Here is a 14,150-nt window from a genome sequence, read left to right as displayed (position 1 = left end):
ATTCTTTGACCAGAATCCGGACTTTTCCTGTGGAGCATAGGAGAATCGAACTCCTGACCTTCTGCTTGCAAAGCAGATGCTCTACCAATTGAGCTAATGCCCCAGTGGCTTGTACTTTACTACTGCAGCCGCTCATTCCAAAAATGCCGAAGACACCGCGGCACAGTGATTTACTTCTATCACATTTATCACACGCGTTTAATCCATAATTCCCTTCGCAGTGGAGTAGGCTGGCTAATCGTGCCCATCTGTCCTCGTTCCTAGGAAAAGTATGCGTCGACTTCTTACCTCCGCGCTCACCGTGCTCGCCACCGCTGCCCTTCCCGCCTGCGCCAATGCGCAATTCCTCGAAGGCACCCCTAAAGCAGCCGGGTCTTCAGAACCTAATATCCAATCCGCGGTTTCTGAGATTCAGACCGATATTCAAAGCCGTATCGACAGCACCCGCGCGCAAGCACAGGACCTTGTCTCCACGGTAGCGCCACAAGACGAGCCGCAGAACGAGGCCGCACCCGCACCAGATCCCCAGGCCGGGGCCGCACCACAACCAGCCCCGCAGCCCCAGGGCAACGGCGTCGACTGTCCGAATTGCGTGGCTCTTACCTTTGACGATGGCCCAAGCCCTTATACCAACCAGCTCTTGGATACCTTTAAGGCGAAAAACGCCCACGCCAGCTTCATGGTGTTAGCGGATCACGCCTACCAGTACCCCCAAGCGCTCCAGCGCATGCAGGCAGAAGGTCACACCATTGGCAATCACACCAAGACCCATCGCCAGCTCAACCAGCTAGCTTACGGCGATATTGCCCAAGAAATCGACGCCGGCAATGCGGCGATCCGCAATGCCACCGGACAAAATCCGAAATGGCTGCGCCCGCCCTACGGTGCCACCAATGAGACGGTTGACCAGGTAGCCAGGGATAAGGGCTTGTCGCAGGCCCTATGGAACGTGGATACCTTGGACTGGAAGATCCGCGACTCGCAGCACGTCTGCAACGCCGCCGTTCAGGATGCTAACCCAGGCTCCATCGTCTTGATGCACGATATTCATCCGACCACCGTCAATGCGGCCGAGTGCATTATCGATGGCCTGCGCGCCAAGGGCTTGGAGCCGGTCAGCCTCGATGAGTTGCTGCGCACCCCGGTAGACGGAAAGCGCTACTACTCCCGTTAATGATTGATTTCTCCCACACAGCTGATGTCGTCGCTCCGCAGCTCCTTGGCTGCGTCATCACGCACGCTGGGGTGAGCATTCGCCTCACGGAAGTCGAGGCCTACTTGGGCACGGACGATGCCGCCGCCCATACCTTTCGTGGGAAAACCCCGCGCAATGCCGCCATGTTCGGCCCACCCGGCCGACTGTATGTGTATGCCTCTTACGGTATCCACCGCAATGTCAATATCGTGTGCGCGCCCGAAGGCGTGGGCCAAGGGTGCCTACTGCGCGGCGGTGAGGTGCTATCCGGGATCGATACCGCCTTTGCACGACGCGGCACCAGCGATTTTCATAACCTAGCCCGCGGCCCCGGGAACCTCGGAAAAGCTCTGGGAGCAACGCTGGAGGATAACCACCTGCCAGTGCAGCTTTCTGAGCGCGAGTCTGCACCGGAATGGGTGCGCGGCCCGCGCATTGGTATCTCCAAAAACCAGGAAGCAGCCCTCAGGTTTTGGATTCCCTTTGATAAGACCGTTTCCGGCCGCCGCGGCTATCCCAAAAAATAATTAATAGCGGCCGCCGTAGCGCTCATCGGCTTCGATGGCTTTGATGATGCGCTCATTAATTTGGGTCATCTGATGAATCTGGGCGCGGGTCAGATTATCGATAACGGATCGGCGGGCCTGCTTGGCGTGGCCTGGGGCGGTTTCTACTACCTTGTCCCAGCCGCTATCGGTAAGGTGCGCCATCGTCGTCCGCCCATCATTGGGGCAAGGACGCCGCACGACCCAGCCCTGGCGCTCCAGGCGGGTGACGACCTGGCTCAGGCGGGACAGGGAGCCATTTGCGGTAATCGCAAGATCCCGCATGCGCATCTCATGGTTATCGGCCTCTGATAGCCGTGAGAGCACCGTATATTCAAAGAAGCTTAGCTTGGCATCATCGCGCAGCTGCGCGTCCAGAATATTGGTGAGCCGGACATTCACGCTCATCAGGGACATGAATGCTGCTAGTTCATCCTCTTCCAGCCAAAAGTCGTCCCGCTCGGTCATGAGGATTATTTTAGCAACTGGACTTCAATTCTAAAATAATCCCCAAATAGCCGGAGTCCCATCCCGGTTATCCGAGCCTGGACTGATCCGCCTAGTGGCTGGTGGGTGCCAAACGTGCTGGGTCCAATTCAATCCGGCGGAGCAACTGCGCGTTGAATGCCACCACGATGGTCGATAGCGACATCAATACCGCACCGGCCGCCGGGGAGAGCACGACACCGATGGGTGCGAGTACGCCTGCCGCCAAGGGCACGGCAATGATGTTGTAGCCAGATGCCCAAATAAGGTTTTGGATCATCTTGCGGTAGCTAGCGCGCGACAAGGTGATCATCGAAAGCACCGACCGTGGGTCATCGCTGGCGAGCACCACCTCGGCGGATTCCATGGCGACATCGGTGCCGGCGCCAATGGCGATGCCGACTTCCGCGCGGGCCAAGGCTGGGGCGTCGTTGACGCCATCGCCAACCATGGCCACGGCCAGGCCGCGCTCTTGTAATTCGGTGACCTTGGAGTCCTTGTCCTGCGGCAGGACTTCGGCAAAGACCTCGTCAATACCCAGTTCTTCGCCAACGGCCTCAGCGACCTGCGTGGCATCGCCAGTGATCATCGCAACCTTGACGCCCTGCTCTTGGAGGGCCTGTACGGCCGCGCGGGATTCGGGACGAATCTTGTCTTCGACCGCGAGAGCGCCAATGATCTGACCATCGCGCACGACGTGCAGAACACCTGCGCCGCGCTGGGACCACTCTTCAACCTGCGCATCGAACACCCCAGGGGTGGCAAGCTCTAGCTCGCGCAGCATATTCGGCCCACCGACGAGGACCTCTGCCCCATCGACGGTGGCCTTGATTCCCCGGCCGGCGGCCGCACTGAAATCGGTGCTGTGCAGCTGCTCCTGGGATGCTTCCGCGTGGTCTTCGGCTGCCTTGACGATGGCGCGGGCCAACGGGTGTTCACTATCGGCCTCGGCCGCGGCGGCCACTGCTAGCAGCTGCCCCTCGCTGATGTCCTCAACGGTTGCGACACCGGTAACGGCATGAGCGCCTTCGGTCAGGGTACCGGTCTTATCGAAGAGAACGGCGTCGATGGTGCGCATGCGCTCCAACGCCATACGTTCCTTGATGAGTACCCCAGACTGTGCGGCCTGCTCGGTAGAGATCGCAATGACCAGTGGGATAGCCAAACCAAGGGCGTGGGGGCAAGCGATGACGAGCACGGTAACGGTGCGCACCACGGCGTCGCTTGGGCTTCCGATAATGGCCCAGACCACCGCGGTAATGATGGCTGCGCTCAGCGCGAACCAGAAGAGCAACGCTGCGGCGCGATCGGCCAGGGCTTGGGCGCGGGAGGAGGATTCCTGCGCCTCGGCGACCATGCTTTGGATACCGCCCAGGGCCGTATCTCCTCCGATGGCTTCTACCTGGACGCGGACGGTGTTATCGGTGGCCACCGTACCGGCGACCACGCGCTCACCTTTATCGCGGAAGACTGGGCGGGATTCACCGGTGATCATGGATTCATCGAATTCGGCTGAGCCTTTAACAATGGTGCCATCGGCAGGCGCCCGCGCTCCAGCGCGGACCAGTACTATGTCATCCACCGCCAGCTCAGAGACTGGCACGGTGTGGGTCTGCCCATCGATGATCTTCTCGGCTTCGTCAGGCAACAGTTCTGCTAAGGCGTCCAAAGCGGAGGAGGCCGCGCCGAGGGCGCGCATCTCCAACCAGTGGCCCAGCAGCATAATGACGACCAGGAGGGCCAGCTCCCACCAGAAATCTAGGTCGAATCCTCCAATCCCCAAGGTGGTGACCCATGAGGCGACGAACGCCACGGTAATAGCCATGGCGATAAGCAGCATCATCCCGGGCTGGCGGGATTTCAGTTCCGACCAGCCGCCTTGCAGGAACGGCGTGCCGCCATAAATGAAGATGATGGTGCCAAGCACCGGGGGAATCCAGGATGAACCATTGAATTCGGGTACGCCGTAGCCGAGCAAGTCTGCGACCATAGGGCTGAAGATGACGACCGGTACCGATAGCAGCAGCGACCACCAGAAGCGGCTGCGGAACATCGCCGCGTGATCGCCATGACCGTGACCGTGGCCATGCCCGTGCTCGTGACCGTGGTGGTCACCGTGAGAGTGCCCTTCGTGGCCGCCATGATCTGCGTGTTGCGTATGGTCCGCTTCCGCGGCCTGGTGAGCACCGGAATGCTCACCGTGTTGGTGGGAAGTACTCATAAAATTCCTTTCTTCTCCTCCCTGCACCGAGAGGAATCCTAGCGTCGGTGGAACACAGTGATGGTTACTCTCCCCACCATATACCCCGGGGAGGTATATTTACAGGAACGAAAGGAGCCATTTTCGCATGAGAGGCGAAGTGGAGCTGCCGAGAAAGGCGGGTTAAGTAGCAGGAAGTGTGTCTCGGTTTCAGCGTAAGCGCTGGTTAGCTTGTTTAAATAGGAGCTGAATAAGCTTCTGGGGCTTATTCGGCCCTGCTTTTTGTTCAATCCACCGGAATGGCACCTGCATGTGGTATGTGGTGAGCTGGTTGAATTTTCCGGTGACTACTAACCGACCACGATGCCCTATTTGTGCAGGGCAGATGAAGAAAAATGGCACAACATCCAAAGGGAAAACCAGATGGCGATGCAAAGACCCCAACTGCGGAAGCTCCCTAACGCGCCAACGAACTGACCATACCCAGTCCCGGGACTTCCGCGCCTTCTACCGCTACGCGGTATCTACAACGTCATTGCCCCAGCTTGCCCAGCAACAAGGAATAAGCCGGTGGACTCTCAACCGCCGGTTTGAACCCTTTTGGCTTATCGATATCCCTAATACCCCGGACCCTCACCGAATCTACGACCAAATCTTCATCGACGGCACCTACACCGCGGCAGGCTGCCTGCTTGTCGCAGCAAGCCATGACCACGTCATTGCCTGGCACTGGGCTAAAAAGGAATCCACCGACGCCTATATTCAATTACTTAAAAACATAGCGCCACCGTTATGCGTCGTACTTGATAGCGGACTCGGCGCCCAATCAGCCATCGCAACATGCTGGCCACACACACCAATCCAGCGCTGCCTAGTCCATGCCCAACGCGTAATCCGCCGATACACCACCAGCCGCCCACGCACCGATGCCGGCAAAGCCATCTATGGCCTAGCACTGCAATTAACCAAAATCAGCACCCTAGACCAAGCACGGGAATGGACGAAGAACCTGCATGACTTCGGCCAGGTCTATAAACACTTCCTTTCCGAGAAAACCCTGACCCCTACACACCGCCGCAGGTCCAACCGTAAGTGGGAATGGACCCATTTACGCGTTCGCCAAGCCTATAAATCACTGCGAAACCTTTCGCAGAAACAACATCTATTTACCTACCTTAAGCCACCACCACATGCTCTTATGCCACAGCGTTGGGTAGCAACGACAAACAGCCTCGAAGGCGGAGTTAACGCCCCGCTCAAACGCATCGCTGATGCTCACCGTGGAAGAACAGGAGAACGACAACGCAAAATGCTGGAATGGTACCTGTATTCACAAACACAACTGCCTGACGACCCATTAGAGATCGCCAGGCAGTGCAATTTCGGGCAAGACCAACTCGCCAAAGTCCAAGGCCTTACCCCAGAAGACCACAACACAGCCGACCCGGAAACAGGCCGACCAGCCTTCTACGACAACGCTATCCCAACCGAATACTCACACTCCATAGGAATCAGAAAAGGACCCATGAAATGACAAAAGGCGCCCAACCGACGACACGCCCACCAGACACACATTTTGCTACTTAACCCAGAAAGGCTCCCTACCTAATGGCACCGACCTGGACACACGAAAAAGTCCGGCTCCCTTAAGGAAGCCGGACTAATACTGTGGAGCATAGGAGAATCGAACTCCTGACCTTCTGCTTGCAAAGCAGATGCTCTACCAATTGAGCTAATGCCCCATTGTTCCGTGGTGGGCCTAGCTGGAATCGAACCAGCGACCTCATCGTTATCAGCGATGCGCTCTAACCGACTGAGCTATAGGCCCTTTAGCGGAACGAGATGTAACTTTACATACTACCCCGGAAAGAACACAAATCGGCAGCTCAAAGAGGTTTTCAAAGGCACTCTTCGTTGGCCTAATGAGTACCCTACTTCGCGCTTAAAACCAGAAAATGCCGGCAACGTTTGCTGCCGGCATTGTCTCCTACTCACAGTGGGCTAAATATCATCCAAGCTAACCTTTAGCCCCCCGAGGACATCCACGATGGCGTTATAGATTACGGCCATCAGCGGTGCGAGCAAGGTGAACAAGACGGCGAAAATAACGCCAATCAGCGCACTGGCTGCGATCACCACGCCAAAGGTGACCTCAAAGCCGCCGCCTACGCCACCAACGAGGCTATTGACTGACTCCCATATACCCACCTGGTGCAGGCCTATGTACAGCAGGCACACGGCCAATAACCACGCGATGAGTCCGACGAGTGACAGGGCCAGACCAACGCGAAACGCCGAGATGGGCGAAATGTGGTGGATGGTTACATCTCGTCGTTCCATGTCCTACTCCTCGTCCTTGGAGGCATCGCTAGTCTTGTGGTGCTCTTGCTGCACCTCATCGACGGTCTTTTCGCCCTTGGCCACAGCCTGCGCGTCTTCCTCACCATCTTCTTCAACATTGCGGTCGATGGCAAGCAATTCGACATCATCGGCAAGGTCAACCAAGCGCACGCCCATCGTGGCGCGCGAGGAAGGACGAATCTGGTTTACTTCGGTGCGAATGACCCCACCGGCGGAGGTAATGGCGAAGATTTCATCGTCTTTGTCAATGGAAATGGCGCCAATGAGCTTGCCGCGCTTCGGGGTGTACTTGAAGGTCATCACGCCCAAGCCACCGCGGCCCTGCGGGGTGTATTCCTCAATGGCGGTGCGCTTACCGTAGCCACCGGAGGTAGCAACGAGCAGGAACTCGCCATCGTGAACGACGGACATCGCCAGCAGCTGGTCATCGCCGCGGAAGCGCATGCCCTTCACACCGGCAGTAGCACGTCCCATGGGGCGTAGCTGGTCGTCATCGGCAGTAAAGCGGATTGCTTGGCCCTGCTCAGAGGTCAGCAGGATGTCATCGCCCTCAGAAACGAGCTGGGCACCGATGAGCGCATCGCCCTCATTGAGGTTGATGGCGATAAGCCCTGCGGAACGAGCGGACTCGTAATCGGTCAGGCGCGACTTCTTCACGCGGCCCTGCTGGGTGGCCAGAACCAGGTATGGCGCATCCTCGTAGGACTGGATCTGAATGACCTGGGCGATCTTTTCCTCCGGCTGGAATTCCAGCAGGTTGGCCACGTGCTGACCGCGGGCGGCGCGGCCGCTCTCTGGTAGCTCGTAGGCCTTCAGGCGGTAGACGCGGCCAAAGTTGGTAAAGAACAGGATCCAGTCGTGCGTGGAGCAGACGAAAAAGTTCTTCACAATGTCATCTTGCTTGAGCTCCGCACCGCGCACGCCCTTGCCGCCGCGCTTTTGTGACTTATAGGTATCGACCTTGGTGCGCTTGGCATAACCGGTGGCGGTAATGGTAACCACGACGTTTTCGCGGGCAATGAGGTCTTCATCGGTGACCTCGCCGGAGGCAGGCAGGATCTCGGTGCGGCGCTCGTCGCCGTACTTTTCGACGATCGCCTCCAGCTCATCGTGGACGATCTGGCGCTGGCGCTCCTCGTGGGCGAGGATGTGCTTGAGGTCTGCGATCTCTTCTTCGATTTCTGCCAATTCATCGACGATCTTTTGGCGCTCCAGGGCAGCCAGGCGGCGCAGCTGCATCGCCAGGATGGCATCGGCCTGGATATCGTCGACATCGAGAAGCTCCTTCAAGCCCTCGCGCGCCTCATCAACGGTGGGCGAACGGCGGATCAGGGCGATGACCTCATCCAACATATCCAGCGCCTTGACCAAGCCGCGCAAGATGTGCGCGCGCTTTTCGGCTTCATCCAGGCGGTACTGGGTGCGGCGAACGATGACCTCAATCTGGTGCGCAACATAATTGCTCAGCATCTGATCCAGGCGCAGGGTGCGCGGCACGCCATCGACGATGGAAAGCATATTAGCGCCGAAGGAGGTCTGCAGCTGGGAGTGCTTGTACAGGTTATTGAGCACCACGCGGGCGACAGCATCGCGCTTCAGCGTCACAACAATGCGCATGCCCACGCGGTCAGAGGACTCATCTTCGATCTTGGAAATACCGGCGATCTTGCCGTTGGCTACGGACTCCGCGATATTGGAGATGAGGTTATCGGGGTTGACCTGGAACGGCAGCTCCGTGATGACGATGGTCTGCCGGGAACCGGATTCCTCGATGGAGGTCACACCGCGCATGCGGATGGAACCGCGGCCGGTGGTATATGCATCCTTGATGCCCTGATCGCCCACGATGAGGCCGGCGGTGGGGAAATCCGGGCCCTTCACGCGTTCCATGCAGGCCGCGAGCGCCGCATCCTCGTCTGCGTCTGGGTTCTCCAGCAGCCAGTAGATGGCCGAGGCCAACTCATTGAGGTTATGCGGCGGGATATTGGTGGCCATGCCCACGGCAATTCCGCCGGAACCATTCATCAAAAGGTTAGGCACGCGGGACGGCAGGACGTCCGGCTCGCTGGTCTTGCCATCGTAGTTGGGCGAGAAGTCCACGGTATTTTCGCGAATATCGCGGACCATTTCCATGGCCAACGGGGTGAGCTTGCACTCGGTATAACGCATTGCGGCGGGGCCGTCGTTACCGCGGGAACCGAAGTTACCCTGGCCATCGACAAGCGGGTAGCGCATATTCCAGGACTGCGCCAAGCGCACCAAGGTGTCATAGATGGCCGAGTCACCGTGCGGGTGGAATTGACCCATGGTGTCAGAGACCGGGCGGGCGGACTTCACGTAGCCGCGCTCGGGGCGGTAACCCGAATCGAACATAGCGTAGAGAATGCGGCGGTGCACCGGCTTTAGGCCATCGCGCACCTCAGGCAGCGCGCGGCCCACAATGACGGACATGGCGTAGTCGATATAGCTCGACTCCATCTCCTCATTAATGTCAATGGGAAAAATCCGATCAAAAAGATCGTCGTTATTGTCACTCATAAGGCCAAATTCTACCTTCTCCGGGCTTTATCGGCCTTATTTGCCGCACCGGTGGTATCACTGTGGTATCACTGAGGCATGGCAATGACATTGCGGCTCACCGCAGAACAAGATCACGCCCTTACCCTCTTGGCCTCCGCGCAAGGGACCTCCAAGCACGAGGCGGTGGTGCGTGCCATCGTGGCGGCGGCCTCGCGCACGCTTGCCGATGCCCACGTGCAAGCCACCGCCCGCGATCTCCTCCCCGGCCGCGCGGACCTAGAAGCAGAAATCCGCAGGGCGCGGAAGACCCAGTCATGAGCCCCGAACAGCTGTACCTAGTGGCCCAAGAGTTTTGTGCCCGCTTTAAGCTCCGCATCATCAATTACTCCGCCTTGGTGGCCGCCGCGGCTGCCAGCACCGCGCGCTTGGAGGGCATAGCCATTCACGGCGATGAGCAGCAGGCAGCTCAAGCCATGGCGGAGGTTTTAGAAAAGGTGCCAGCGTTAAATGCTGGAAACCAGACCTTCGCGCAGTACTGCGCCCGCGTCTATATGGCCACTAAATTCGCGTAAAGTATGGCACCATGTCTCACCTTTCGACCTTGATGCATGGATCCACCCGCACCGAGTTCATCGCCGAGTGCGGGGATCTCGTTGAAAAAGTCGCCGCCTCCCAATCCGGCATTTCCGGCATGGCCATTAAAGGCGGATTGGCCGCCGCCAAAAAGGCCGATGCCAATGTCGTCCCCAAGGCGCTGGAGCGGATCCTGCCGGATGTCCTCGATGCCCTGGATCAACGGTGGCAGGACTTTGTGGAAAGCGGGAAGGAGGATTTCGGCGCCTTCCTTGAACCGCACCAGGAAGAGGTCAGCGATGAGATTATGAATATCGCAGATAAGCACGTGGAAAAGGTAAACTCCGCCGCACTGCGCAAGCCCTATAATTCCCTGCACGGCAAGGCCACCAAAATCTTAAACCCAGAAGTTCCTGCATTCGGCCGCGTAGTACAAAAGCACATGTAAATAAATAATTTCCACCGGTTTTCCTGCGGTTGAAGGTTATCTGGCCTGCGGAGTATAAGTGTGGAAGTGACTTATTCCCCGCATCATAAATCGTCGACATCAGAAGCAAACCGCACCGACTACCCCGCCGGCCAAGACCCCGCCCGCTGGCGGGTTCTTATTATTGTGCTGGTCACGGTGTTCATGTCACTAATTAGCGTGTCCATCGTGAACGTGGCGCTGCCGTCGATTCAGTCTGGGCTTGGTGCCACGGATTCGGATGTGCAATGGGTGCTGTCTGGTTATGCGCTTACCTTCGGCGTGATCCTCGTCGCCGCAGGGCGCGCCGGCGATCTCGTGGGGCGCGGGGGCATCTTCCTGCTCGGCATCGCCGTCTACACCATTAGCGCCGCCGTGGCGGGTTTCGCGCCGAATGCGCATTCTCTGAATATCGCGCGCTTTGTCCAGGGCGTTGGCGCAGGGTTGCTGAACCCCCAAGGCGTGGGAATGATTCAGCAATACTTCCGCGGGGAAGAGCGCGGCCGCGCCTTTGGATACTTTGGTGCCACCGTGGGAATCGCCGTGGCCATCGGCCCGGTCTTAGGCGGCTTCCTCATCAAGATCGGCGGCCCTGACCACGGATGGCGGCTGACCATGCTGGTCAATGCCCCGATCGGCCTGCTGGCCATCATCTTGGGCCTCATGTGGTTCCCACGCCCGCTGTTTTCACGCGTCCGCGATGCCGCGGGCAATAAGCTGGGCATCTTCAAGGCGCTGGCCACCCTGGATCCCATCGGCGCGCTCATCCTTGGTGCCGCGGTCTGGTGCATCCTCTTTCCCTTCATGGACTCCACTGGTTCCCCTGCCGTGTGGTGGCTGCTTCTGGCGGGTGCCGTGCTTATTGGCGTGTGGGTGCTGTGGGAGCGCCACCACAAGGCCACCGGCCACCCGCCGATGGTGGATCTCAATATCTTTGCCACCTCGAGCTTCCGCAATGGCACCATCATCGCCACGTTGTGGTTTATGGGCATTACCAGCATCTGGGTGCTCGTTGCGTTGTACTTCCAAAATGGCCTGGGCTACTCCGCCCTGGCGGCCGGCTCGGTGGGCATTCCATCCGCGCTTCTCAACTCCATTACCGCTACCATCGCGGGCCGCAAGATTTCGCGCTACGGGCGCATGGTGGTCATCATCGGCATGCTGACCACGATCTTTGGCCTCATCGCCACGGTGGCACTCGTCTGGGGCACCACGCACTGGGGAATAAGCGAATGGTGGCTCATCCTCTCCTTGGCATTTATCGGGCTTGGCCAGGGTGCCGTGGTCTCGCCTAACCAAACCCTGACCTTGGCGCAGGTACCAGACAACTACGCCGGTTCCTCCGGCGCGGTCCTGCAAACCGGCCAGCGCATCGGCACCGCCATTGGCCTGGCCGTCATTACCGCCATCGTCTTTGCCATGCTCCAAAGCACCTCCGGAGATTGGCCCGTATCCATCATGACCGGCTTCGGCGTCATCATCGCCGTCTGTCTGGTGTCCTTGAGCTTTGGGTTTGCTGATCAGCACTCTTCCCGCAGCTAAATTTCCTCACCCCATAGCTAGAGCCCACCGTGGAATTATTCACGGTGGGCTCTATTGCTCTAGCCACTGCACACACAGGGCTAGGCCAGCGATTTAGATATCCAGGAAGCGGACATCCTTCGCGCGGCGGGTAATGAAGGAGCGGCGGGCGGCCACGTCATCACCCATGAGGATGGAGAACAACTCATCGGCGCGCTGTGCGTCTTCCAGGTCCACGCGGCGCAACAGGCGCGTGGAGGGATCCAGGGTGGTCTCCCAGAGCTCGGAGGCGTTCATCTCGCCCAAGCCCTTGTAGCGCTGGATGCCGTCATCCTTGTTGATCTTGCGGTTTTGCTCCAGGCCTTCCGCCAGCAGCTTATCGCGCTCGTCATCAGAGAAGGCGTAACCAGGCGTACCCTTGGACCACTTCAGCTTGTAGAGCGGCGGGTTAGCTAGGTACACGTGGCCATCCTCAACCAGCTGCGGCATAAAGCGGAAGAGCAGAGTCAACAGCAGCGTGGCGATGTGCTGGCCGTCCACATCGGCATCCGCCATCAGCACGATCTTGTCGTACCGCAGCTTCTTGATATCGAATTCCTCGTGGATACCGGTACCCAACGCGGTGATGATGGCCTGGACCTCGGCGTTCTTTAGGACCTTATCCATGCGGGCCTTTTCCACGTTCAGGATCTTGCCGCGCAGGGGCAAGATGGCCTGGAACATGGAGTCACGGCCGGCCTTCGCGGAACCGCCCGCAGAGTCACCCTCCACGATATAAAGCTCCGAACTCCGCGGATCCTTAGAGCGGCAATCCGCGAGCTTGCCGGGCAATCCGCCCAGATCGGTAGCGGACTTGCGGCGCACCATCTCGCGCGCCTTGCGCGCTGCCATGCGGGCATGCGCCGAGGAGACGGCCTTATTGATAATGGCCTTTGCCTCTGCCGGGTTGGCATCAAACCAGTCGTTGACGTACTCGTTGACCGAGCGCTGCACAAAGCCCTTGATCTCGGAGTTGCCCAGCTTGGTCTTTGTCTGGCCCTCGAACTGCGGGTCGCCCACCTTGACCGAAATGACGGCGGCCAAGCCTTCGCGGCAGTCATCGCCGGAAAGGTTGCCGTCCTTGTCCTTAATGAGCTTGTGCTCCTTGGCATAGCGGTTCATCAAGGAGGTCAAAGCTGCGCGGAAGCCCTCTTCGTGCGTGCCGCCCTCGTGGGTATTGATGGTATTGGCAAAGGTGTGCACGGACTGCTTATAGCCCTGATTCCACTGCAAGGCCACCTCGACCTCGTGGTCCTCGGCCTTTGCCTCGAAGGACACGATGGTGGGGTGAATAGCGTTTTTGGACTTATTGAGGAATTTTACGTAGTCCGTCAGGCCCTCCGGGTAGTGGAAGGTGATCTTCTTGCGGCGCTTCTTATCGGCCTTGGTGACGTTCTTGGAGTCGGATTCCTCGTTGAAGGTATCGCCGGCATCGGGGACATCATCAAAGGAGGTCTCATCCGCGCTCGCCTCACCGGATTCCGCATCCGCGATTTCCTCGAGCTCGATCTGCTCTTCGGTCACGCGTTCATCAATAAGCTCGATGGTCAGGCCCTTGTTCAGGAAGGCCATCTCCTGCAGGCGGCGCGCAATGGTGTCGTAGTCGAACTCGGTGGTTTCAAAGATCTCCGGATCCGCCCAGAAGCGAATCTTGGTACCGGTACCGCGGGCGTTGCCGCCTTCTACAAGGTCATCCGGGATGGCGTTCTGGAAGTTTTGGTACCAGTGCTTGCCCTCACGCTTGATCTCCGCCTCCACGCGGGTGGACAAGGCGTTGACCACGGAAATGCCGACGCCGTGCAAACCGCCGGAAACGGCATAGGAATCGGAGTCGAATTTACCGCCGGCGTGCAGCTGCGTCATGACCACCTGGACGGTCGGCGCACCGGAGGCGTGCATCTCCACCGGGATACCGCGGCCATTATCGATGACCTCGACGCCGCCGTCTTCCAAAAGCTTGACGGTGACCTTGTCCGCGAAGCCTGCCATGGCCTCATCGACGGAGTTATCGACGATCTCCCAGATAAGGTGGTGCAAACCGCGCGATCCGGTAGAACCGATGTACATACCGGGGCGCTTGCGGACGGCCTCTAGACCTTCCAGGATCGTAATTGATCCAGCATCATATGCGTGTTCTTCAGCCACGGATTCGTGCTCTCCTTTTGGCTATAGCTAATTCTAAGACTTTCACTATTCTACACGCATACCCCCTACTGAATGACACCCCACACCGGCCAGAGGTAG

At 58.7% G+C, this 14,150-nt stretch carries 12 protein-coding genes and 3 tRNA genes; 7 read left to right on the top strand and 8 right to left on the bottom strand.

Annotated features, from left to right (window positions below):
* Window positions 1–30: 30 nt before the first annotated feature.
* Window positions 31–103 (bottom strand) — tRNA-Ala (locus tag ABRP84_RS05435).
* Between the two features lie 168 nt (window positions 104–271).
* On the opposite strand from ABRP84_RS05435, the gene ABRP84_RS05430 reads away from it, so the two are divergent.
* Window positions 272–1,174 (top strand): polysaccharide deacetylase family protein, encoded by a 903-nt coding sequence (locus tag ABRP84_RS05430; protein WP_023024658.1) that lies wholly within the window; start codon window positions 272–274, stop codon window positions 1,172–1,174.
* Complete coding sequence (locus ABRP84_RS05425) at window positions 1,174–1,722, top strand: DNA-3-methyladenine glycosylase (RefSeq protein WP_023024656.1); 549 nt, start codon at window positions 1,174–1,176, stop codon at window positions 1,720–1,722. The genes ABRP84_RS05430 and ABRP84_RS05425 overlap by 1 nt, the downstream gene beginning before the upstream one ends.
* Here the strand turns inward: ABRP84_RS05425 and ABRP84_RS05420 are convergent, their stop codons facing one another.
* Window positions 1,723–2,208 carry a MarR family winged helix-turn-helix transcriptional regulator gene (locus ABRP84_RS05420; protein WP_023024654.1) on the bottom strand — a complete coding sequence of 162 codons (486 nt, stop codon included), beginning with the start codon at window positions 2,206–2,208 and terminating at the stop codon, window positions 1,723–1,725.
* Window positions 2,209–2,299: 91 nt separating this feature from the next.
* Window positions 2,300–4,447 carry a copper-translocating P-type ATPase gene (locus ABRP84_RS05415; protein WP_084529647.1) on the bottom strand — a complete coding sequence of 716 codons (2,148 nt, stop codon included), beginning with the start codon at window positions 4,445–4,447 and terminating at the stop codon, window positions 2,300–2,302.
* Between the two features lie 322 nt (window positions 4,448–4,769).
* Between ABRP84_RS05415 and ABRP84_RS05410 the strand changes: the two genes are divergently transcribed.
* Window positions 4,770–5,960 (top strand): IS1249 family transposase, encoded by a 1,191-nt coding sequence (locus ABRP84_RS05410; protein WP_349852950.1) that lies wholly within the window; start codon window positions 4,770–4,772, stop codon window positions 5,958–5,960.
* A gap of 135 nt (window positions 5,961–6,095) precedes the next feature.
* Here the strand turns inward: ABRP84_RS05410 and ABRP84_RS05405 are convergent.
* From ABRP84_RS05405 to gyrA, 4 genes are all read right to left on the bottom strand, one after another.
* A tRNA-Ala gene (locus ABRP84_RS05405) sits at window positions 6,096–6,168 on the bottom strand.
* A 9-nt stretch (window positions 6,169–6,177) separates the two neighbouring features.
* A tRNA-Ile gene (locus tag ABRP84_RS05400) sits at window positions 6,178–6,254 on the bottom strand.
* A gap of 173 nt (window positions 6,255–6,427) precedes the next feature.
* Window positions 6,428–6,766 carry a DUF3566 domain-containing protein gene (locus ABRP84_RS05395; RefSeq protein WP_023024626.1) on the bottom strand — a complete coding sequence of 113 codons (339 nt, stop codon included), beginning with the start codon at window positions 6,764–6,766 and terminating at the stop codon, window positions 6,428–6,430.
* Between the two features lie 3 nt (window positions 6,767–6,769).
* Window positions 6,770–9,325, bottom strand: a complete 2,556-nt coding sequence (gene gyrA / locus ABRP84_RS05390) for a DNA gyrase subunit A (protein WP_023024624.1) — start codon at window positions 9,323–9,325, stop codon at window positions 6,770–6,772.
* A gap of 78 nt (window positions 9,326–9,403) precedes the next feature.
* On the opposite strand from gyrA, the gene ABRP84_RS05385 reads away from it, so the two are divergent.
* From ABRP84_RS05385 to ABRP84_RS05370, 4 genes are read left to right on the top strand one after another with little or no spacing between them, the layout of a single operon-like run.
* The gene (locus ABRP84_RS05385; RefSeq protein WP_005276020.1) at window positions 9,404–9,625 is read left to right on the top strand and encodes a hypothetical protein; all 222 of its coding nucleotides are present in this window, start codon (window positions 9,404–9,406) and stop codon (window positions 9,623–9,625) included.
* Complete coding sequence (locus tag ABRP84_RS05380; protein ID WP_023024620.1) at window positions 9,622–9,879, top strand: hypothetical protein; 258 nt, start codon at window positions 9,622–9,624, stop codon at window positions 9,877–9,879. The genes ABRP84_RS05385 and ABRP84_RS05380 overlap by 4 nt, the downstream gene beginning before the upstream one ends.
* An 11-nt stretch (window positions 9,880–9,890) precedes the next feature.
* Entirely contained in the window at window positions 9,891–10,328 is a 438-nt protein-coding gene (locus tag ABRP84_RS05375; RefSeq protein ID WP_023024618.1) for a DUF6918 family protein, read from the top strand.
* A gap of 60 nt (window positions 10,329–10,388) precedes the next feature.
* Window positions 10,389–11,888: an MFS transporter gene (locus tag ABRP84_RS05370; RefSeq protein ID WP_023024615.1), complete on the top strand. Its 1,500-nt coding sequence runs from the start codon at window positions 10,389–10,391 to the stop codon at window positions 11,886–11,888.
* Window positions 11,889–11,981: 93 nt separating this feature from the next.
* On the opposite strand, the gene gyrB is transcribed toward ABRP84_RS05370, so the two are convergent.
* A complete protein-coding gene (gyrB, locus tag ABRP84_RS05365) occupies window positions 11,982–14,051 on the bottom strand; it encodes a DNA topoisomerase (ATP-hydrolyzing) subunit B (RefSeq protein ID WP_023024613.1) in 2,070 nt (689 codons plus the stop codon).
* Window positions 14,052–14,150: the final 99 nt, after the last annotated feature.

The sequence above is a fragment of the Corynebacterium sp. KPL2861 genome (genome assembly GCF_040225475.1).
Taxonomy (GTDB): Bacteria; Actinomycetota; Actinomycetes; order Mycobacteriales; family Mycobacteriaceae; genus Corynebacterium.
The sequence above is the reverse complement of the archived record's forward strand: the minus strand, read 5'-3'. Positions and strand labels throughout refer to the sequence as shown.

Excerpts from the sequence above, each read along its gene's own strand:
- ABRP84_RS05430 (WP_023024658.1), top strand. The coding sequence starts at position 272 with ATGCGTCGACTTCTTACCTCCGCGCTCACCGTGCTCGCCACCGCTGCC.
- ABRP84_RS05425 (WP_023024656.1), top strand. The coding sequence starts at position 1,174 with ATGATTGATTTCTCCCACACAGCTGATGTCGTCGCTCCGCAGCTCCTT.
- ABRP84_RS05420 (WP_023024654.1), bottom strand. The coding sequence starts at position 2,208 with ATGACCGAGCGGGACGACTTTTGGCTGGAAGAGGATGAACTAGCAGCA.
- ABRP84_RS05415 (WP_084529647.1), bottom strand. The coding sequence starts at position 4,447 with ATGAGTACTTCCCACCAACACGGTGAGCATTCCGGTGCTCACCAGGCC.
- ABRP84_RS05395 (WP_023024626.1), bottom strand. The coding sequence starts at position 6,766 with ATGGAACGACGAGATGTAACCATCCACCACATTTCGCCCATCTCGGCG.
- gyrA (WP_023024624.1), bottom strand. The coding sequence starts at position 9,325 with ATGAGTGACAATAACGACGATCTTTTTGATCGGATTTTTCCCATTGAC.
- ABRP84_RS05385 (WP_005276020.1), top strand. The coding sequence starts at position 9,404 with ATGGCAATGACATTGCGGCTCACCGCAGAACAAGATCACGCCCTTACC.
- ABRP84_RS05380 (WP_023024620.1), top strand. The coding sequence starts at position 9,622 with ATGAGCCCCGAACAGCTGTACCTAGTGGCCCAAGAGTTTTGTGCCCGC.
- ABRP84_RS05375 (WP_023024618.1), top strand. The coding sequence starts at position 9,891 with ATGTCTCACCTTTCGACCTTGATGCATGGATCCACCCGCACCGAGTTC.